Below are 21,177 nucleotides of genomic sequence, written 5' to 3' on the forward strand. Positions count from 1 at the left end.
TTGGTTTAACCCCTTGGCAGTAAGAGGCAATTTCAGATTTACAAATCTCGTAAATTGATTTCGATTGTGCGTTTAAAGTTAAATTTAAAAACAAAAATAATATTGGAATATAGAATTTCAAAGTACGCTCCTCGCTTTTTGATTCCTAAGTGACTACTTTCTTCCATGCTTAAATTTTAATCAAGATTCGTTTTTCCACTTAATCAAATCGTAACTATTATTCTAGGCAAAAGGAGGGTTCATTGAACAATTCTTTGCTATTTTTCTTCGCAATAGGAAAAAATTGATGCTTTCTGCTATTTGAAGTGTGAATCAAATGTAGTCGCACTGAAGTTGACCGTCTTCCTATAATGTAGATTACGATCGTAAACATTAAGGTTGAAATAAAGGTGATTTCCTGCTAGGTGAAGAAGGCTTGAGAATGCCAGGTTTGGAATTTTCATCTGCCTTGGCGATGGCGCTAAGTTTTTTGAAAAAGCCGCTGCGGCGAGACCATTTAGAAAATGGGGATATATCAGATGCGAAAATAACTGTTAGTTGAGTCTTTCGGGTAATGTGGAAATGATATGAAAGCGGGGAAGTTCATGGATTAGAATTCTGTAATGGTGGAATGACAGGCAGAAAAGCTTTTTAAGAAAGCAAAAGAGATAGAGTCTACTTTTGCAGTAGAATGGGACATCTAATACGATTTTGCAATCATGGAATTCGTTCCATTTAAAGCTGCGACTAAATTTCCCGTAGGCTAAATGTTTTTCGACCTCGATGAGTTTTCAGATTGGAATCTTCCCAAATTTGGATTCAAATTTCCCCGTATAACTCGAAATAAAGGACTTATCATTATTTTGCCATAGGGATACCAAGGGTGCGTAGCGGATACTTTGAGACCGAAGCCCTGGGAATCTCTGCTCCATATGGGACTCGCCAAGAGCTCTCCTTAACAGCTTGGAAATGCACTTTTGAGTTAAATCTTAAAGTCACTCCCCAGTTATGAGATACGAAGAGAGGCTTGCAAACAGAAATTCCACCTAACAATTCGTTTATTGAAAAATAGTTGCACTAATTTCTTACTATTGAAATGTATAGTCGTTCCAACGAACTTTATAGGATTTACAACGTGTACAAAATATTTCCGATTCATTTGAGTTTCTTTTTTATCTATTTTTCCATATTCAACTGTGCGACGATGAGTAGTAGGGACGATGGAAAACAGGCAATTTTTGTCAAAGCGCCTGCTAATAGTCATATTTTTTTAGATGGCGAGAAAATTGGAGAATCATTTGGCGCAAGTGTAATTGATACACCCAAAATAAATCCGAATAAACAATATAAACTAAGAATTGAAAAAGACGGATATGAACCGAAAGAAGTAGAAGTAACAAAAGAAATTCATATGCTATTTGGATGGAATTTAATTTTCTTAGTAGGAGCTCCGATTGGCTTCGCAGTTGATTATTTTTCAGGATCTTATTTGCATTACAATCGATGGGTTGAAGTTGATTTGGATCAAAAATCCAATTTTAAAGTAGACCTTAATAGTATTCAGAATCGGACTTACATTCAAAAACGAGATGCAGATAAGAATTTATCAGTTACCGTTAAATTTAATAAAGTTATAAGCGCTTTATACGAAAGAACCGATGAAAAAGGGAATCCGATTCAGAAATCTCCTGGTGGAGCAAAAAAACCAACTGGAGATTATGAGGATGAGGCGACATTTACGCAAGGTTATTACAAAATCTCGGGTTTTTATCATAGTAAAGATTTTAATACTTCGCGTACAGCTTCTACTACTAGAGTCGCTAAACTTTCAGGATCCAAAATATTTGCAATTCCAGGAGGTGGAGTCGGTGTCATTTGTGGAGCAATGGATGAAACTACAAATCGGACGACATTCCATTGGATACACCTGCCTGAATTTATATCCAAACAGTTAGCTGAGTCAAGATCTTTGCAAGCTTATTATTTGGCGGATCATTGTGAACAGATTTTTAATCTAAAACAATATTTAAACGAAACTTAGAGAGTAATCACTTCTATCTTGTCGATTACTTCTTCATACAATGTGGAATTAAAGAATATGTATATGTTATGCATTATAAGTTTCGGATGATGGGTGATCCAATTGCTTTAGAGAGTTATTTTTTCAAAATATTCTAAATCATATAGATAATCAAGTATCGTAATAGAAACCATTTGAATCATTGCGATTGATGGAAGGAAACCAAATCTTTAAATTGTAAACCTTCAATTCGCAAAAAACATTGTTATTGCTAAATAATGGAAATGCAAAGTCCTTCATTCAATTAAGTTTTATTTTTTTAAAAAGTGGAATTCACATGGAAGTTTGGTAAGAGTGTTGAGAAAATATTTTTTTGGTTTAAGCATGAGTTGGCTAAATATCGATTTGGTTGATTCTGTATGTCAAACCCTAACATCGAAGTATGTTTTAGGCAGTGATCAAAAAAGATGCAATTGATTCCATCTGTAGCAAAATCTTATACAAAATATTTAATTAATTCATATAACAGAGAAATTTTATTCATCATTTTTGCTAATTTATGTTACATGAAAGAATTGCAATTTGATATACAATTCGCCGATACAAATAATGAGCGTTAACTTTTTTATTGGTGTTTCAAAATGAGAAAAATTTTACGATTTGTTTTTTTATCAAATATGATTATTTCTTTCGCAGTAACTTGCTCTCCCCAGTTGGAAAGCGCGGTCAGCTGCAGAAGCAAACGATTGGTGAGCTGTTATTAATGCGAAGGGAATTTATTTAGCACTTTCGTTAAGTGGAACCAATCGGATTTTGACTTCGCAAGATGGGATAAATTGGAAACCACAACTTGCTCCCGAACAAGTTGGTTGGAAATTAATTATATATGTTGATAATAAATTTGTTGCTGTATCTGGTTTTACTGCTAGTCGGATCATGACTGCTAGTTGCGAATGATGTTTTAAACACAACTGGTATCGAAATCACCAATTCTTTTTTTTAAAACGATAAATTAGCATCGATTTTTCGTCATTTCGAAATGCTTCAACCGTTTAGATTGATAAGGAAGCCAATTACCTTCCTTTTATGATAGAACTTGAGAACTTTCATGCTTGTGAAATATGAAAGTTCTTAAGGTACGGTTTGAGAAGAATTGAAAAGAATTCGTATTATGGTTTTGCTCGGAGTTCAAAAATCACACGTTCCGATGAGTCCAAATCATAACGAGTTGAACCAGCAGTAGCGTTTACGATGCGTGAGGCTGGAATGTTTTTTTCCCGTAAGATTTGGAAAATTGCAAATGAACGATTGATTCCAAATTGTTCGTGTAATGGGTCTTCCTCTTCTGTGCCAGGGAAAGGCGCCACAAAATTGATAATCACAATTTCATATTCTGGGTATTCAATTGTTAGACTACGAGCAAGGGCATCCAACTTGGCTCTACCTTCGACATGTATCCGAGTTGTTTTCGGTTCAAAAATCTCACTGGAAAGGAATGAAAACGTTTTGATCCGCGGAGGCAGTTCTTGTAGCTGATTTTTTTCAGAAGATTGAGTTATGTTAGTTACATTAGGTTCATCACTGAAAGAATTTGGTGTTAATTGTTTTCCAAATCCTAAACTTACAAAACTCTCTTCGAAATTACCATGGTTACGAAGTGTATTTGTTTGTCCTTTATAATCTACGATATAAGTATTCGTTTTTAATGCTTCTAAAAAAAGAAAATAAGAGGTTGCAAAATGATATCGTAGTCCTACGCCTGCAAACAAACGTTCGACTTTCCCACCTGACTGACGTTCGTTTCCTATTCCTCCTCCAAAACGAATGTATGGATCAAAAACGGAATTTGGAATAAAATGGATTCCAATATCTAAATTTCCTGATGTGATCGAAGAGGTTTTTTGGTCTCTTCGTATTAAAAAAGATAGTAGTTCTGCTGAAAAGAGATTATCATTAAATGAACTCGAGAGATTTTGGCGTTGCAATTGACTTGCCCATAAAGGAACAATAAAAGGATCTATTTGTCTCAAATTGGAAGATTGAATTGTCTGAGAAACACCCGTTAGACCAACGGAAATATATTTAAATAGAGCATACTGTACTCCCACTTCCCCCAAATGGCTGTTCAATCGAATTTGATCAGCGTTATACTCAATTAGTCCATAGGTAGAAAATGCTCTTGTATCCGAGCTTAGACCATCGCGAAAAATTAAATATGTAGGAAAGTTATATGCTTCAATATTTCGTTCTAAACTTCCAGAAGTCAAACCGAGTCCATACGATCCAGAACCAAATAACATAAGATTTCCTTTTTGAAATCCTTCAGCGGAGAGAAGATGGGGGATTAAAATGATAAAAATGCATATATTTTTCAACATAGACTAAGCTTTCGGAATTTGTTAGCTTTACTCAACTTATTTTTTCTTTATGAAAGAATATTGGTGGCATTTTTAGAGAAATCTATATTAAAAAAATCATATGATTCTCATGAATTCAACTATAGCGTATTTTTGTAATAAATATTTTGACTAAAATATAATTGATTGATCCAAAACATTATAATGTTTGTAAGTTACCTAGGTTACTTATCAGTTTATATTTTGGAATCAAGGAAGAGAAATTTGAGATGCTGAAGACACGATCAATGCCTCTTCAGTTCGTCATCTTTTTTGCCATTCCATCTAGCTGTGTTATGATTTCACCTGTCGATTTGCTACTTTCGGATATTTGTTTAGAAATTTGGACTATGCTTGCTGCATATTCTGAGATATTGGTCGTAATTTTTGTAGATTCTTCCGTTTCAACTTTCTGGAAGTTTGTGGAATTCTCGATCGTTTTACTAGTTTCGTAAATTCTTGAATTGAGATTGTCGATTGTTTCAATTGCTTTGTCAATTTCTATGATTTTTGTACCAACACCTGTGATTTCAGTTTTAATGAGTCCGATTGCTGTGTCTAGTTTTCCCATCATTTCAGACGAACGGTTGATGAGTTCACTACTTTCACCAATCAACGATAGATTTTCTTTGATGATATTTGAAATTTCTTTGGAGTTTTTTGTCGTTGCTGCTGCAAGTTTCGATATTTCTTCTGCAACAACTGCAAAACCTCTACCGTGTTCTCCGGCTCTTGCTGCTTCGATTGAAGCATTCAATGATAACAAGTTGACTTTGTCGGCAATTTCATTGATCACAGAGACAAAATTAGAAATTTCAGTACTTTTTTCCTGGAGTATGTTAAATTTATTAATAGAAAGGTGAATGTGTTTTGATGTATCACTTGAATATTCCGTAACAACATCTAAGTTTTTATAAATCCTATTCGTTCCGATTTGTACAGTTTCGTTAATTGTTTTTAGATCATTAACGGATTGAATGGAAGTTTCAGATTCACGATATAATGATTTGGCTATCTTGTTATTGGAATCTGCCTTTGATGATAATTCTTGTAGGGACGTAGAAATTTCAGAAAGAGATGTTGCTTGGTGTTCTGAAATATTTTTTAGTTCTTCTGAAATTGTATCTTGGTTCTTGATTTGTTGTTTCATCATATCAATTGTATTGAGAATGGTTTTTGCCATTTGTAATAAATTGTCCAAGGCCTTTTTGGCTTCTTTTTGTTTTTCAACAGCTAAGTTCAGTAGAGTCCTTGTTGCTGTGGCGCCAACAGTTGCTCCTATCCCAACCCATACAAAAATCAAAAATCTAACAATAATATTACTTTTAGGACCACCTGGAATTAATTCTGGTCGCAAACTAAATAATAAAATTTCAGAAACTATGATCAAAATAAAATTATATATCGATGCATTGCGATTGAAATATAAAACACTTAAAACAAAAGAGATATAAAACGTAGCTGAAAGTTCCGTTGCTCCATAAATTACATACTGAAATACTAACAAACACAATGTAACGCCAGTTATTGAAATGTAACTTGATACCCAATGGGTTTTTAATCTTGAAGATAACAAAAAGCCAAGAATTAATATAGAAGTTGCCAAAACAAATTCTATGAGGATACTTTGGTAGGTTAAGTAATCTGATCCCTTTCCTGCAATTTTGATGGAAAGGGTAGCAATGTTTGCAAGAGCAAGGATGGAGAGAAACGACAAGAACATCCGTTTGTTGTTTCGTAACATTACTTCCGTGAAGAGGTCATCGGAAATTGTCATGGCTTTCTTTGGGGAAAAAAAATTAGAAAACAAGCTACACCTTCTATCGAAAGGGAATGGATAAGGTCATACTTTCAAAATGGAATCTTTTGGCAAGAAACGTCCTGAAACCCGACAGATGTTTGTAAATTGCAGGTCAAATTCGAAAATCACCATGCAAGTGAATTAAACATGCGGACAAAACCTAAGGACCTGCCATCCAACTGATAGACTGAACTTAGTTCTCCTTTGTCCGATGAGACGAAGGGAAATGAAAAATACGTCGATTTTTTTCAGAAAACCATCACTTACTTTTACTTTGAATGAGGTCAGCGATTTGAGTGTGACCATGGGCTCTGGCGGCACCTAGCGGAGAACTTGTACCTGGTACATCAGTCAAGGCCCCCGCATTCAGCAAGGTTTCCACAACTTCTAAATATCCATCAGATGCCGCACCATATAGTGCAGTTGTTTTGTATTCAGTGACAGCATTCAAATCTACTTTATGTTCAATCAATAACTGGACCAATTTTAAATGGCCACCGCTGGCAGCTGCGATCATTGGAGTCCAACCTTGACGAGATCGAAGTTCTTTGTTAGCTTTAAATTCCAATAATACCTTCAATACATCTAGATGGCCTTCATAACATGCCTTATGGATTGCTGCACGATTATCGTTTCCTTGTGAATTCGGATCTGCATGATTTTCTAATAAAACACGAGCGATATTTGCATGATTTTCTTGGGCGGCGACAAAGAGCGGAGTATACCCATCTGACGTTTTAAGATTAGGATTTGCTTTTTTTTGTAAGAGAGTAGTTACGATATCTAAATCACCTTCCTTTACAGCATAATGGAGCGCTGTGTAACCTGTTTCATCTTGGATGTCAGGATTAGCTCCTCGATTTAATAGTAATTGTACAAATTCTAGATGTCCATTCATCGCAGCAAAGTGAAGCGGAGAAATGTTTCCTTTTTCAATAACTTTGTTTGGATTTGCACCTAACTCTAGTAAAATTTTTAGTAATTCGGTGTTGCCTTTTAAAGCTAATAGATGTAATACATTGAATCCGTCTGAATCAACAATATCAATTGACGATCGGTTGTTTATGAGGTATTTAGCGAACTGATAATTTTTCTTTCGAATCGCAGTCAATAGAGGAGATGCACCTTTTAAGTCTTTCGCATCAAGTTCTGAGCCATATTTGACCAAGAGTTTTAATACACTGATATTTCCGGAAGCAGTGGAAACAGCATAGTGAATTGGTAACCGTCCTTTTTTATCTTTTTCGTTTGGTAAAGCACCTGCATCTAATAAAACCTTTACACAATCTGTATAACCTTCTGCGCTTGCAATATGTAAGGGTGTCATACCTTCTTTGTTTTTCGCATTAACATTAGCTTTGAACCTAATTAGCACTCTGATTTGTTTTGCATCACCAAGTATTGCTGCTTCGTGAATGGCAAACCCTCCAGAATTGTTTACTGAATTGACACTATCTGGATTGCTCACGAGGAATTCTTGGGTTGCATACCAATCTCCCGATTTGACTGTTTGTGTTAAGTCCAACTTTGGTTTTGGCTTTGTTGCGGGAGCAGAAACACAGTGTGAAAAAATAACCACGAGATAAAGTGCGATTAGTATTTTTGTGAGAGGTTTGTTAGGTTTTTTAGATTTTATTGAAGGAAAATAAGAAAGTTTCAGAATACTATTATGAGTTTTTTCGAATAACTGAAGGAGACATTTTGATCTTTCATAGAAAATTAAATAGGTCATAAGTCAAATGCTAACGAGTGTAATATTTTTGGCAAGTGAACTTTGAGTGATTTAGTTTTCGGTTGTCAATCTAATCTGTTTTGTGTTTTTGAATATGGCGAGTAAGGCGAAGCCAATGACCATCAATTGGAGGGGAATCAATATCATGTCCCATTCATTTTGATTTAAGTTTTTGATATAAGGACCATTGGTCTTAAATGGAAGTAAAATCGGATACCAACTTAACACAGTAATCGTCGTAACGACAAGAGTATCAGCAAATCCAAAATATTGTTCGAGAGCAAAACGTTTTTTATGAAAAGAAAAGAGGCTAAACATAACAATCAAACTCAATGGTTCAAGAAGTAGGAATTTTTGAGTTTCAAAGCTTGGTAAAGATAGTAATACGATACGATAAGTTGCATGACAAAAGATCCAATGTAATGGGGATGAACGAAAGAGGAATAATCCTTGGTCAAAATGAATTGTTTGGAAACGTTTTTTTCTCATTTCCTGGAGTAACCAAATTAAGAGTGCTAAGCAAACTAATCGACTCAGATTACCTCGGTATGTTCCTCCATCAGGTGTAAATAACATCGCAAAGATATTGAGTAACACAGCCATGTTGATATAATTAGAATACCATATATAGTATTGATTTCGTATCTCTTTTGGCAGACGAATCAATAGAAGGATAACACCTAAACCCATCGGTAAAAGTAACATCAGCTTGATGAAACCCATATTTTGCATCGGATTTGAAAAAAATTTCCCAAAGGATTGTATGCAAACGAAGAGCGTAAAGGCGAATACGAGAATGAGTAAGAGCGTTTGACGATACATTACAAGATATGTAATGGCCATTACGAAAAGCACGGCAATTGAATTGTAGCAAAGGAGTAAAGTAAGGTCTATATATTGTGTTTCATTTGCCATGGAAAGGTTTTGATCATCAGTTAAAATGTATCAAATGCAATTATTTGACACAACGTACGGAGGATCTAGTTTCATCATTTCCAATCAAAACATTGCCACCATAGATAAAAACATTTTTTTCATTAGTCCATTAAGATGAATTTTCAGGTCCATCCCCAGCAAAATACTTTTGAAATTGGTATACGGCTAAAAGTTGTTCTCTTTTGGGAAGTTTTAAGTTCTGGCTCAAACAAAATGATTGTGCTTCGATCCATGGTCGATAATGATATTTTTGACTAAATTCGATGTCGGCGACCACTTCAAATTCTGGATTCGGTTGTGCTTCTGTGTTAGTTTTTATATCTTGCTCTGTTGAAAAGGATACAATTAACAAACATATACTGATACGAAGGTAAAGTGGTATCAAAGTCGCTTGGTAGAATCGGTTCAAGTAATGATCATCCATAGGCATTAAGGTAATTTAATTTTTGAAATTCGTCAAGGAAGGTTATCTGTGAAACTTGTAAAATGAAGGAGACTCAATCATTCTACTTTTAAACCAAAGTACCCTGTGAGTTGGTTCAGCCATCCAAACATAAAAATTTTCTTCTAATATCTAAATTTTTTCCAACATATTGTCCCTTTTCCGGAATTTCAATGGATATAGAGATAGAATGGAGAGGGAAATGGATATAAAAATCGAGAAAGAAAACGGAAAAAGTCGAAGGAATCGAAACCTTCTCTATGGCTTTTATGTAATCCTAATCGTAGTTTTGGTATTAGTTATTTTGTTTGTGGGTTTGTGGAAGGCAAGCAATCAGATTTTATTTCCGGCGCTAATTGGAATCAGTAAGGATTTTAAGGAATGTAATGCGGAAGGTGAAAAAAACTGGGGTAAGAATTGTGGGAATCTTCGAATATCGAACCAATATCATTACCGAGAAATCATGATACCCTCAATCAACGGGTATGATTTACCTGGATGGATTGTTGCGACACATGAAAACGGTATTTTAAAGAAAAGAGGTGTCGTTCTTTTTGTGCATGGTGGAGGCGCTGATCGGAGAGAATTTTCTCGCTTCATTTCATTTTATCTCAAACAAGGTTTTGATACCATTAGTTTTGATCTTTCTTGTCATGGAGAAGCGCCATGTTTATTCCCAGGTTTGACCTTTGGTAGCAGGGAATTTAGAGATGCTCTTTCGGCTTATCTTTTTGTCGAGAAACAATATAAGAATATTCTAATGATTGGCTCTTCTGTTGGAGCGTCTTCAATTTTAATATCTCTTCCATTTTTGAAATCTGTGAAGGGTTTGGTTTTAGAAAATCCCATGATTGATTTTAAGAGTTTAATTTTTGATTCTCCAGAATCATCCAATTTACCCAACTGGATGATGCAAACACTTTTAGAAATTGTTTCAATTCGTGGTAAGTTTGATTATATGCTTAGTCCCAAAAATTCTTTGCCATTTGTTAATGATATACCAATACTCATCATTCATAGTAAAGAAGATTCTGTCGTGAATTACCATCATTCAGAGAAACTCGTTAAACTTTACAAAGGTACAGTAGAATTTTGGTTTCCTGATTTAGGTTTTCACGGAAAAGTATGGGATTCAAATCAATTGGAATATGAAACAAAAGTGGAAAGTTTCATTCATAAGAATATAAAATGATGAAGAGAGAAATAATGGAAGAATACTTAATTTTAATGCGGCTCGATCTACTGACTAAAGAATCTCAACCTTCACCGGAACAATTGCAGGTTTATATGAAACAGTATAGGGAATGGGTAAATTTAATTGTAAAACAAAAGAAATTTGTGTCTGGAACAGCCTTGTCTACCGAGGGACGAGTCATCCAACATAAAACACTTGTGACAGATGGACCATTTGTCGAAACCAAAGAGTCACTAGCTGGTTTTCTCACAATTTTAGCTGAGAGTTTTGAGGAAGCATTGGAATTTGCAAAATTATGCCCCATTCTGTTAGGTGAAGGGAATAGTGTGGAAATCCGAAAGGTAATGGGGATACATACTGAAGACTAAAGGCTGATTTTGATTCAAAAATCTATATGGATAACTTAGATGTTTTACCTCATTTATTTCGATTGGAATATTCCAAAATTGTATCAGTACTCTGCAAACAGTTTGGATTCCATCAGATTGAAACGGCTGAAGATATTGCAAGTGATACTTTTTTAGCTGCTTCCCAGACATGGGGTATCAATGGGATTCCTGAGAATCCCATTGGTTGGTTATATACAGTAGCAAAAAATAAGGCTAAAAATTTACTCCAACGAGATTCTCTTTATCAAAAAAAAGTATTACCTCTCTACCAAATAGATCACGATTGTAATGGTTATGATTTCGAATTCGATCTATCAGATGAAAATATAAAAGATAGTCAGTTAAGAGTGCTTTTTGCACTTTGTCATCCTTCGATTCCTTTAGAATCTCAAATTTGTTTATCACTTAGGATTTTGTGTGGTTTTGGAATTGATGAGATTGCAAAAGCATTTCTTTCAAATGAGGAAACAATAAGAAAACGTTTGTTTCGGGCTAAACAAAAGCTTAGAGAGTCCAATCTTACGATCGAATTGCCATCCCCCAGTGATTTGAAACATCGATTAACTTCCGTGATTCGGACAATCTATCTAATTTTTAATGAAGGGTACTGCTCTCATAGCCAAGATAAAATTTTAAGAAAAGATTTTTGTTTGGAGGCAATTCGGCTTTGTACTTTTTTGTTGGAAAGTAAAGACACAAATACACCTGAGGTGAATGCACTCATCTCCCTGTTTTGTTTTCATATTTCAAGATTTGATGCGAGATTGAATGATGAAGGAGAAATGGTTTTATTTGAAGAGCAGAATCGTTCATTATGGAACCAAGAATTCATAAAAAAAGGTGAGTATTTTTTTATGCAGTCAAATAAGGATCTGAATATTTCTAAATATCATTTAGAAGCTGCCATCGCATATTGGCATACTTTTCCAGAAGATACGACGGAAAAATGGGATACAATTTATACACTTTATTCAGGCCTTATCGAATTTGAAACTTCGGAAATTTTAATATTAAATCGTGCGTATGCGTTATTTCGTTTTAAGGGTAGGGAGAGTGCTCTCGAAGAGTTAAAACAATTGAATTTTCAATCAAATCGATATTATTTTTCTTTATTAGCCGAAATATATTCTGAGTTTGATCCAAAAAAAGCTAAAGAGTATTTTCAAAAAGCATATTCCTTGTCGGATAAACTAAGCGATCGATTGATGATTCAAAAAAGAATGAATTCAATTAGGTAAACATTTGGAAATACAAATACAATTCAATGGTTCAAATCACGCCATCACTGAATCTAGGATTTTTTCTATTCTTAAGTGACGAAATAAAGACCTTATATCTTCAATTCATCAAATTTCTTAGTTCGTAACATGATTCTTATTGATTTAGAATATAAAAAATAGGAATTGTTCTGTGTCTCTATGGATTCTACCATCTCACTATTGAAAAGCAGTTAGATACAAAAGGGAAAAAAACAAAAGGGGAAGTGTATGCATTGGAAATCACTGAACCTTACCGACAAGCTTGGGTTGAATTTAAAACAGAAAAAGGTCAAACCATTCGTTTTTTAGATAAATTGTTTTGGAATCATAGTTTCGAAAAATACAAAAAAGGACAAAAAGTAGACGTTTTATATGATCCAGAAAATCCAATTCAAACAGCCGTTACCAATGATTTTATTCAACGCACGACAGTATCTTGGTGGCCTGTCATTGTTGGTATGATTGTCATCATGGTTGGATTTGTATTCCGTAAAATCATGAAAAGAAAAGCAACGGAACTGGATAAACGATTATAAGTTTTAATTCGATTTCCATGATCCTTTTATTTTCGAAGTTGATATCTAACTTCGATTTGAAATCAGAATATTTTGAATTTTGTAATTCCTTTTCATATTCAGGTAATTCCCAATAAGCGTAGGATTTACACAAATCTTTGGCCGCACTTTCAAGAAAAAATGTGACTTCTAAACGTTCCAATGGTTCATAACTTGTAGAATGGTTCGTATGCGTAATTTTTGTTTTTGCCCAAGAATCAGAAATTGATTTAGTAACAAGAATGTATTGATTCTTTGTTAGTTTTTTAGATAAAAATCGGAAACAGATTGTTTGTCTTAAAAAAAATTACGAATTTATGGGAGGACAACAAATTGCTACCATTTCTTCTAAGTGATTTAAAATGACTTTGAATTTTTGTATCGCCTGGTTTGGATCCAATTGGTAATATACGTGTTTCCCTTGTTTGTCTCTAATTAAAATTCCAGCTTCTTGTAGTGTAATAAGGTGTCTAGATATTACAGACCGATCTAATGACAATCCCTCTGATAGTTCAGAAATATCTGCCTTTCCAAACCGGATGACTTGTTTTAATACTTCGATTCTGCTTGGTTCGGCGAGGGCTGCTAAAAACTTTGAATCTAGTACTTGGTTCAAAGCATCTATTGCCATTTCTTTCTTTTTATCGGAAACTGTTCGCGATTTTACAGCCATCGGCTCTATCATTTTTCCAGAATTTGACGTAGTCTAGCTTTTTTCATTTTTCCATTGACAACAAAATCCTCGTATTCATTAAGTGCATGTAGGTGCATATATGCATTTTAGGAGATAAGTATGAGTATTTCTGAACTAAGTTTGGTTTTTCTAATCGCTTTTTCAGGTTTGGCTTTTTTTGACGGATTTGTGTTACATCTGTGGAAGTATAAACTTTACTATTATGATGATACGTTTTATGAGCACAAATTACATACGGTAAGAGCGGTTTTATTCCCGATCGTACTCATTGGATTATTTTTATTCGAGATCAAAGGTTGGTTGTATGTTTTGGTTCTAACGATCACAGTGATTGACCTAATCGTACAGGTTTTTGACATGTGGGAAGAGAAGAGAGCCAGAAATCGATTCGGAGGATTGAGTTCGATAGAATATATTTTACATGTGACGTTGACATCGTTACATACTTCAATGTTAATTCTTTATTTGATTGCAAAACCTTCGGGTTCCTTTACATACAATGGTTTGGAGATTATTTTAGCAAAAAATTTCCAGTATCTTGTCGTAATAAATCTATTACCAGGGGCCATTTTGGTTGCATTGCTTCATTTAGTGTTATGCCATTCCTATTTTAGAAGAGGGATGACTCTTTCTCGGAAGTAGAATCTGATTTTGGACCCAAAATATAAGAAAAATAGATTGTTAAAGATTATTTATCGTATCATTCATATATACAAATATTGTATTATTGTAAAATATACATATGAATTGTATGGGAACATAGACTGTTTGACTGTAAATTTGAATCAGTAATACTCTTGCCATCGAGTGGTTGGGCAGATCGTTATGCAAATTTGGTGGTTAAGCTCGTAATAGTAGAATCAGTTCGATTGAGTACCTTCTAAATGGAAAAAATTTGGTGGAGATGAAACAAATTAATATTTGGGTGCTTTGATGGAATAAGGAAACAATAGAATTTAAAATTTGAAAGTGTTCGAGTTTTTCATTTGTTATAGAAAGGATAAAATCGCAATCCATCTAAGGGATTTTTTCATGGAAACTTTTGACAATGAGTAACCTATGATTGGGAATGGACAGTATGTAATGTTGGAAAAGATGATATCGAAATTTGCGAAAAAATCCATCAAATTGAGTGTTTGATTTGATGGATTTTTGTCATTGGCAATGTACTTCGACATTTCGCATAAAAAGTATCAAACGAAAGTGATTCTTTAAGGTAAACCAAGAACAGGAGCTGGTCTGATGTCGCAACTTAAACCTACAGTCACGAAGTTTTCTAATATTAATCCAAGGGCATAAATATTAGTCACACATTTTTCGACTCCATCCTTTAGATAATACTTGTCCTCTTCGATTCCTGCGGCTATCGGCACTAAAAGTCCATTTAACAAACTGGCAAGCAAAGTAGCCGAAGATATAGTAGACGAAGAAGTGGAAGAACCGGCAACTGACCGGATATAGATTGTGTCAATTTGTGAAGCTGCATCCACAAGTTTTTTGATTGCTTCTTTTCCTGTAATGTTTTTCGAGCTCAGGCCACCTATCACGGGTTGGTTGCAATTGAGAGACATTCCAAGGAAAATAGTTAGGATTAAAAAAGAGATGATGTTTTTCATATAGAGTAAATTCGAATATTTGAATAAAAATGTCAAAGTAAAAATTCCACCAAATACGAGTCATATGATAAAAAAACTGATGTTCACTGCATATATCTATTTTCTGGATAGATTATTGGTAAAGAATAAATGAAACGTAACTAGGTTTTAAAGCTTTGTTACATATCATACATCACTTAAACAATAAGATTGGTTTTCCTAACGATTGGAAATGGTATTGTTGGAATAAACGTGTTCCTCTCTTTATATGGTATTCCCCAAGGAAGACGTAGAAGGAATCATTTTTGCCCTTCTAATCTTGTCTTAGCTTAACATTCGGATCACCTGATATGAGTTCTAAGGAATAGATATTCTGGATTTGCCAAGACGGAATAAAGTTTTGGGAATATGATAAGGTATAATTTTCTTCAGTAGCACTTGTCGTCGTTGGCGTGATTGTTGCAAAACTTACGCCAGATGAATTACACCTGGAGTTTTCTTTGTATGTAACAGTTGTTCCTGTTTGTTTTGTGATTTTAAATGTATAGTTTCTAATCTCTTCTTGAGGTTTTGCATTATCCAAGTAATGGTAATGAAAATAGTAAGGTTGACCAAATGTTAAAGTAATGGGATAATCTGTATTTTTCCGAAGGATTTGACTTGGTTTCGGACAGTAATTTGCAGTTTGTATTTGGTTTAATAGTAACATATATGAAAATACAAAGTTATTTGAAAAATTATTTCCATCTGTGCTGGTATCCTTTTTATCCGGCACTGGTAAGATGCAAGTTAAGGAAAGAAATAGAGATAGGAAAATAAAAACAGTTGTATGCAGATTGTTTGTTTTGATCAAATTCATAATGTTTAATATTGCCTAATGATGAGATTGGGATTTCCAGACAGGATTTCGAGATAGTAGCCGTTTTCTGAGGCTCCAAAAGTCGAATATGATTCAAAATCAGATTTGTACAAACGATAGGTGTCTTCAGTTGCAGACGTTGCTATTGGTAATCGTTTGTAAGCGGAATCGGCATAGGTAAGGCAATTGTTATTGGTATAAAACTGCACTGCAGTTCCGGATTGCTTTGTGATTTTAAAAAAATAATCAGTCACCCCTGACTGTGCTTTATAATCTTCGTATGAAAAACGAAACCATGATTTTTCATTTGGTTTTAATTCGATTGTATGGTTTGTGTTTTTCCGCAAAACCAATTTTGGGTTTTTGCAAGAATTGGAATAGTATTCATTTGCAAAATTGATCACAAAAAGTTGGACGAGCGGATCGTTTGGTACTTCTTTTTGGTACGAACAATTAGAATAGAAACTCAATCCAAAACAAAACAACAAGATCGTATACTTGGAACGATTAACAAGATTATATTTGGATAGAATGTAAAATTGATTTAGGTCAATCCTCACTTGTCGCATACCCCTTAACGATTGTGCAACGGTTGATTGGAGAAAACATATAATGTATATCTATGATTTCTGGATTTTTGATCGCTTTTTTCCCGGGAGCTTTTGAGAGAGCATCGGTGACGGCATCATATAAATCTGGGTAAAATGGGTTAAAAAAATAACGACAACTTTTTCCTTCCACAAAAACATCCTCACTCATAACAGTGCGAGGAGTGAGTTCAATACGGTTGTATCTCCCCCAATTTTGACAATGGGATAGTAGGAGCAATATTCCTAGGAATAAGAGTTTCTTTACCATGCGTTTACTTCGTGTCATAATAAATATTGATACACTGAGCAATTAGATAATCTTTGCTAATTTCTATCTCGATATCATCAAACCTACTTTTTTTCGTTTTGATTTCAAATTGGTTGAGAGCATTCTCTAGGATACGGGGATAAATCCCGACACAATGTTGGAATTTGTTGGTGCGGGCGTGCGGTTTGTCTGATCGTTTGGGTTCAATGTAACCGATATTGGTTGCTAATTTGCTAGTCATACATGACGAGAATAATAAAGACAATATAAGTATAAAAAAGAAAAGAATCCGTTTATGTTTATATTCTGAAATTGTATGATAAAGATTTATTTCAAAATTCTGATGCATTTTATATGATTGATATAATTTTTTTATCTATTTTGGAACCACAAATAACAAAAGTTCGATTCTTAGTTTGGTATATTCTTTGAATTTAAAATTTTGTCATTCGGAAATCAGAGAGTAAGAGAAAATAGTTTATTTTTTCCGCTCATTACGTTCTGAAATCGAGTTAAAACCGTTCTTTCTGGTTTGGATTCATGGAGGAAGTCCATCTGATAGATTAGGATACGATTTAGAGGGAGTGATTCATACCGAAAACTTCGGACCTATTTCATTTTTTCTTGGGAACTATCAATTTTGGAAATTTCTTTCATTTGACAAAATTGGAATCTTGTAGGAACCATTGCTATATTTGGGGAAACAATTTGAAGTTTCAAACTTGGTCATATCATATTTGTTTCCCTATATCCCTCTTATTTTTGATTGTTTCCTGCCAATCACCAGAATTGGGAAATGGATGTGACCCAGGTTCCGAATCCTTTCAAAATTTTTACTTAGCTCGCATTTTATTTGATGATGAAAGGGAGTATTGCGGATCGGTAGCCCCCAATCGTTCTATCTGTGAAATGGATCCACTTTCCATCATCCAACCACGGCGTTGGAAGTATGTCTCTGCTGAGTTAAAAAAACAAGCGGCATTAGGAACAGATGGTGTAAGTTTTGAAACCTATGTGCAACCTAACACTGGCACTGCGAAGTGGTTAGGAGCTATACTAACCGATCATGAAAAAATATATGCGATGCCTTACAATCGGTCGGATATCCAATTGCTTGATCCAAACAAGAATACATTTTCTACTTTTGAATCAGGAACAAGTGGTTCTGCCTTATGGGAAGGAGCAGTATATGCTCCCAATGGAAAAATATATGCGATGCCTCGAGATGCATCTCAAATTTTAGTCATCAATACAACTAACAATAGTACCTACTTTCTCAATTCTCCAGTGACTGGAGTTGGGAAATGGCGGGGAGGAGTTCTTGCTCCGAATGGACTGATTTATGGAATTCCCAATACATCACCTCAAATCTTAGTGATCGACCCACAAACTGATCATGTCAGAACAATTCCTTCACCAATGGCTTCATCGAATATGTGGGAAGGTGGTGTTCTTGCACCCAATGGAAAAATTTATGCCTTTCCTGTTGACATTGATCTGATTTTTGTTTTGGATCCGTATTCTGAGAGGACTTATACCATTCCTTCTACAAAGTCGGGTCTTGGGAAATGGCGGCATGGAGTCGTCACTTCCGATGGGAAATTAGTGGGAATTCCTTCTAATGATTCAGATTTTATTTTTTTAGATCCCAAAAATGATTCTGTTACTTTGCAGGTTTCGCCGATCGGTGGAACTGGAAAATGGCGAGGGGGTATCTTTACTGCTGATGGTCGGATCATTGGGATCCCAGCTGATATTCCGAATATTATTGCAATTGATCCCATTACTTTAACATATACTTCTACTGATACTGGAATTGGAACAGGGAATAAATGGGGAGACGGAGTTCTTTCACCTAACGGAAAAATTATGGCTGTACCACATACCAATGATTTAGTACTTTCCATCAATCCTGGTTCGAAAGGTAGAATTTGCAAAAATCTATTATTGAGTTACTATTGGAACGTATATTAATATGCTAAAAAATTGAACCATTCAAATTTCAATTGACTTTGTTCGTTTTTGCAATTATGAATGAGTATGCGATGGAAAGCGTCTCAGTTTTGGAAAAACGCATCTCCAAATGAACTCCTATCCTTCTTTTTAACCATCGATAAAGGAGAGGACCTGAAATCATTAGCCGAACATATGTTGGCTGATATTGAATTCTGCGATTTGGTCTTCGAATACTTATGGTTATTACGGTCTGAAGATGCCACAAAAAAATTTTTAAACGATGAAAGTATCACACCAGAACTTCTTATGCGTTTTATTTATTTCGGATACGGAAAACAATTTTTAGCCGAAAAATTTGATTCCAATTCATACTTCCTTCAAATTCGAGAATTATTTGATTCGGCTCAAAGTTTGCGTATCCTTTCGTTAGGTGAAGAAATGGATCGTGATCCAACTTTGAAAATTCATTTATTGTCAAATCTGGATCCTCAAACTTGGGAAGCATACTTTGATTTACTTGAAGAAAAGAATATGACGATGCAAACCCTTCTTGGGATTTTTTCAAATCTAAGGGAAAACGAAATTCGAAAAATTCTATTAAATAGTCATACATTATATTATTATTTACGAATGATGATGGTATCGGGAAAACAAGAAATTGCCATCGCCGATGACAAAGAAAAAGAAAATCGAAAACGATTAGAAAACATCTTAGACTCGATCCATGTTTGGGAAACGTTTTGTTTAGACTTAAAAGACAAATACGATTTAAAACACGAGTCAAATCTCACGCCAAAAGAAAGAGATTCCCATCGTCTGTCTCAAGTATTGAAAGAACTGACAAAAATTCCAAGCATTGATCGAAGTGATGTATTGATCTACCTGAGAGGGAATGGGGTAGTACTCGATGCTTGGGAGGAAACCACGGTAAAATCAGCTCTTTCCAATTATGATCGAGTGGGTAAATATTTTTAACAACGTTTGTTACTCTCCTGCCCATTTTCATTTTTTTTCTGAACAAGGAACGTGAATTCCGTAAAAATCACTGAATTCGTTCATTTTTGTCTTTAAAAATGCTACATTTCAAAACAAAACGTCACTGCTTTTTTGATTTTTGTGAACTTGGTTCAAAAATTCTCATTGGTTCGGAAATAAATTATTTGACACTCGTTCAAAAAAGACACCAAAATGTCTCAATTGTTCAAAGTATGTTAAAAATGTTCCGATTGGGAGGAAATATGAACACAAAAAAAGCATTCGGATTGGTGCTCTCTTTGCTATTGGCAGGTTCTTTATCTGCACAAACGCAAGGCGAAATGTTCCAAAAAGTAGGTGTCATTGGGGATTCCTTGAGCCAAGGTTTCTTTGGTGTCACGGTTGAGAAAAAAACACAAGATTGGGCTTATCCAGTCCTCGTATCGAAACAAGCAGGTGCTTCTGTTTCTTACAATGTTCTGAAAGGGCCATTTGTAAACTTAGAAGACGTTCTCAAATGGGATTGTGGAATCTTTTGTATCGCAGAAAGCATAATTGGGGGAAATCAGTCCACTGTTTCACTTCCATCACATGCAGGAATCACAGGTGCTGAATATACAACCGTTCTCCGAACTTCAGGTAAATGTGAAGACATCACTGCCACCAAACAAGAGAAAGAATGGTATTGGGCGAAATGGTATTGGTACACTTACCGTTGGGTGACTGTTGCTGATTGTAAAGAACCAGACAAATTCCACCGTTTTGGTTTACGTGATGCAGGAACACAAGCGCAAGTGATGGAAAAAGTAAAACCAACTTTCTTATTTGGTTCTGCTGGTGCCAACCACGTGCTTTGTACAGCTCTTCACACATCAACTGATTGTTTAGACGAAGTTAGGTTCAAAAGAGATATTCGTGAATTTTTCCGCAGAATGGCTGCCATGGGAAGTTTAAAAGGTGGGGTTTTGTTTACTGTTCCTAACGTAACTGCAATTGCTTTCCTTGAAAACTACAGAGATCCAAACGGAAGAGCTAACTATTCTGGACTCAAAGCTTTCTTTAGAAATTCAGTATCAGATCCAAATCAAGTTTTGGATGCGAATGAAGTCGCCACTATTTCTAATTTTTTAAACATGTTGAACAATGAAATCAAAGCTCAGGCGGCAACTATGCGTTTTGCTGTTGCTGATTTACGTGTGATTTTTGATGACCTCAAAGAAAATGGAAGACCAATTCGTAGTGCTTCTGGATGGTCTCCTGGTAATGCTCGTGCAAACTGGCCACTTCCTAACCAACCAGGTGTGTTTGGTTTAGATGGTGTTCACCCGAACATGTATGGTCACTCATTATTTGCAAATGAGTTAATCAAAGCAATTAACACTCGTTATGGATTTTCAATTCCACAAGTGAGTGAATATACTGCTTGGTATTACGATACACTTAACAGAAACCCAATTGATTTGAAAAAATTCTTAACCGAGAATATTTTTGGTCAGGCAATTTCTTGGGTAGTATCCATCTTTACATAAGAGGTTAG

21 protein-coding genes (1 of these 21 cut by a window edge) are annotated in these 21,177 nt (G+C 34.9%); 9 read left to right on the plus strand and 12 right to left on the minus strand.

Annotated elements, in window-relative coordinates; translation table 11 throughout:
* Positions 1–121: the 5' end (the start) of a cysteine rich repeat-containing protein gene (locus EHQ43_RS15965; protein WP_135771707.1), read on the minus strand. Its footprint begins 239 nt before the window's first position; 121 of the gene's 360 nt are visible here — the first part of the coding sequence; its start codon is at positions 119–121; its stop codon lies off the left edge, out of view.
* A 1,062-nt stretch (positions 122–1,183) separates the two neighbouring features.
* Here EHQ43_RS15965 and EHQ43_RS15970 point away from each other — a divergent pair.
* Positions 1,184–2,020 carry an LEPBI_I2678 family protein gene (locus EHQ43_RS15970; protein WP_135741563.1) on the plus strand — a complete coding sequence of 279 codons (837 nt, stop codon included), beginning with the start codon at positions 1,184–1,186 and terminating at the stop codon, positions 2,018–2,020.
* 755 nt (positions 2,021–2,775) lie between these two features.
* On the opposite strand, the gene EHQ43_RS19605 is transcribed toward EHQ43_RS15970, so the two are convergent.
* From EHQ43_RS19605 to EHQ43_RS16000, 6 genes are all read right to left on the minus strand, one after another.
* Positions 2,776–2,937: a hypothetical protein gene (locus EHQ43_RS19605; protein ID WP_167481808.1), complete on the minus strand. Its 162-nt coding sequence runs from the start codon at positions 2,935–2,937 to the stop codon at positions 2,776–2,778.
* A gap of 231 nt (positions 2,938–3,168) precedes the next feature.
* On the minus strand, positions 3,169–4,299 hold the full coding sequence (locus EHQ43_RS15980) for a hypothetical protein (RefSeq protein WP_135771709.1): 1,131 nt from the start codon (positions 4,297–4,299) through the stop codon (positions 3,169–3,171).
* A gap of 352 nt (positions 4,300–4,651) precedes the next feature.
* Positions 4,652–6,205: a methyl-accepting chemotaxis protein gene (locus tag EHQ43_RS15985; protein ID WP_135771710.1), complete on the minus strand. Its 1,554-nt coding sequence runs from the start codon at positions 6,203–6,205 to the stop codon at positions 4,652–4,654.
* A gap of 250 nt (positions 6,206–6,455) precedes the next feature.
* Entirely contained in the window at positions 6,456–7,928 is a 1,473-nt protein-coding gene (locus EHQ43_RS15990) for an ankyrin repeat domain-containing protein (protein ID WP_135741566.1), read from the minus strand.
* A 51-nt stretch (positions 7,929–7,979) separates the two neighbouring features.
* Positions 7,980–8,651, minus strand: coding sequence for a hypothetical protein (locus tag EHQ43_RS15995; RefSeq protein WP_244242855.1), 672 nt, complete (start codon positions 8,649–8,651; stop codon positions 7,980–7,982).
* A gap of 322 nt (positions 8,652–8,973) precedes the next feature.
* Positions 8,974–9,273 (minus strand): hypothetical protein, encoded by a 300-nt coding sequence (locus EHQ43_RS16000; protein WP_244242857.1) that lies wholly within the window; start codon positions 9,271–9,273, stop codon positions 8,974–8,976.
* Between the two features lie 235 nt (positions 9,274–9,508).
* Here EHQ43_RS16000 and EHQ43_RS16005 point away from each other — a divergent pair, with 235 nt between their 5' ends.
* The 4 genes from EHQ43_RS16005 (at position 9,509) to EHQ43_RS16020 (ending at position 12,685) form a co-directional block, all read left to right on the plus strand.
* Positions 9,509–10,498, plus strand: a complete 990-nt coding sequence (locus EHQ43_RS16005; protein ID WP_135771712.1) for an alpha/beta hydrolase — start codon at positions 9,509–9,511, stop codon at positions 10,496–10,498.
* A 14-nt stretch (positions 10,499–10,512) separates the two neighbouring features.
* Positions 10,513–10,869: a YciI family protein gene (locus EHQ43_RS16010; protein ID WP_135771874.1), complete on the plus strand. Its 357-nt coding sequence runs from the start codon at positions 10,513–10,515 to the stop codon at positions 10,867–10,869.
* Positions 10,870–10,895: 26 nt separating this feature from the next.
* A complete protein-coding gene (locus tag EHQ43_RS16015) occupies positions 10,896–12,128 on the plus strand; it encodes an RNA polymerase sigma factor (protein WP_135771713.1) in 1,233 nt (410 codons plus the stop codon).
* A gap of 254 nt (positions 12,129–12,382) precedes the next feature.
* The gene (locus tag EHQ43_RS16020) at positions 12,383–12,685 is read left to right on the plus strand and encodes a DUF3592 domain-containing protein (RefSeq protein WP_425269648.1); all 303 of its coding nucleotides are present in this window, start codon (positions 12,383–12,385) and stop codon (positions 12,683–12,685) included.
* Between the two features lie 325 nt (positions 12,686–13,010).
* On the opposite strand, the gene EHQ43_RS16025 is transcribed toward EHQ43_RS16020, so the two are convergent.
* On the minus strand, positions 13,011–13,376 hold the full coding sequence (locus tag EHQ43_RS16025) for an ArsR/SmtB family transcription factor (RefSeq protein ID WP_135741572.1): 366 nt from the start codon (positions 13,374–13,376) through the stop codon (positions 13,011–13,013).
* 120 nt (positions 13,377–13,496) lie between these two features.
* On the opposite strand from EHQ43_RS16025, the gene EHQ43_RS16030 reads away from it, so the two are divergent.
* Positions 13,497–14,039, plus strand: a complete 543-nt coding sequence (locus EHQ43_RS16030; RefSeq protein ID WP_135754824.1) for a hypothetical protein — start codon at positions 13,497–13,499, stop codon at positions 14,037–14,039.
* Between the two features lie 569 nt (positions 14,040–14,608).
* On the opposite strand, the gene EHQ43_RS16035 is transcribed toward EHQ43_RS16030, so the two are convergent.
* The 4 genes from EHQ43_RS16035 to EHQ43_RS16050 all read right to left on the minus strand — a co-directional run bounded on the left by EHQ43_RS16035 (position 14,609) and on the right by EHQ43_RS16050 (position 16,709).
* The gene (locus EHQ43_RS16035; protein WP_135741574.1) at positions 14,609–15,013 is read right to left on the minus strand and encodes a TIGR04452 family lipoprotein; all 405 of its coding nucleotides are present in this window, start codon (positions 15,011–15,013) and stop codon (positions 14,609–14,611) included.
* A 292-nt stretch (positions 15,014–15,305) separates the two neighbouring features.
* Complete coding sequence (locus EHQ43_RS16040) at positions 15,306–15,851, minus strand: hypothetical protein (protein ID WP_135771715.1); 546 nt, start codon at positions 15,849–15,851, stop codon at positions 15,306–15,308.
* A gap of 5 nt (positions 15,852–15,856) precedes the next feature.
* A complete protein-coding gene (locus tag EHQ43_RS16045) occupies positions 15,857–16,420 on the minus strand; it encodes a hypothetical protein (RefSeq protein WP_244242858.1) in 564 nt (187 codons plus the stop codon).
* On the minus strand, positions 16,401–16,709 hold the full coding sequence (locus EHQ43_RS16050; RefSeq protein WP_135741576.1) for a hypothetical protein: 309 nt from the start codon (positions 16,707–16,709) through the stop codon (positions 16,401–16,403). Before EHQ43_RS16050 ends, EHQ43_RS16045 begins: the two co-directional genes overlap by 20 nt.
* 708 nt (positions 16,710–17,417) lie before the next feature.
* Between EHQ43_RS16050 and EHQ43_RS16060 the strand changes: the two genes are divergently transcribed.
* The 3 genes from EHQ43_RS16060 to EHQ43_RS16070 all read left to right on the plus strand — a co-directional run bounded on the left by EHQ43_RS16060 (position 17,418) and on the right by EHQ43_RS16070 (position 21,169).
* Entirely contained in the window at positions 17,418–18,683 is a 1,266-nt protein-coding gene (locus EHQ43_RS16060) for an NHL repeat-containing protein (protein ID WP_244242859.1), read from the plus strand.
* A gap of 66 nt (positions 18,684–18,749) precedes the next feature.
* Positions 18,750–19,640 carry an LBF_1199 family protein gene (locus EHQ43_RS16065; protein ID WP_135771716.1) on the plus strand — a complete coding sequence of 297 codons (891 nt, stop codon included), beginning with the start codon at positions 18,750–18,752 and terminating at the stop codon, positions 19,638–19,640.
* A 263-nt stretch (positions 19,641–19,903) separates the two neighbouring features.
* Entirely contained in the window at positions 19,904–21,169 is a 1,266-nt protein-coding gene (locus EHQ43_RS16070) for an SGNH/GDSL hydrolase family protein (protein WP_425269649.1), read from the plus strand.
* Positions 21,170–21,177: the final 8 nt, after the last annotated feature.

The organism is Leptospira bouyouniensis (assembly GCF_004769525.1).
GTDB lineage: Bacteria > Spirochaetota > Leptospiria > Leptospirales > Leptospiraceae > Leptospira_A > Leptospira_A bouyouniensis.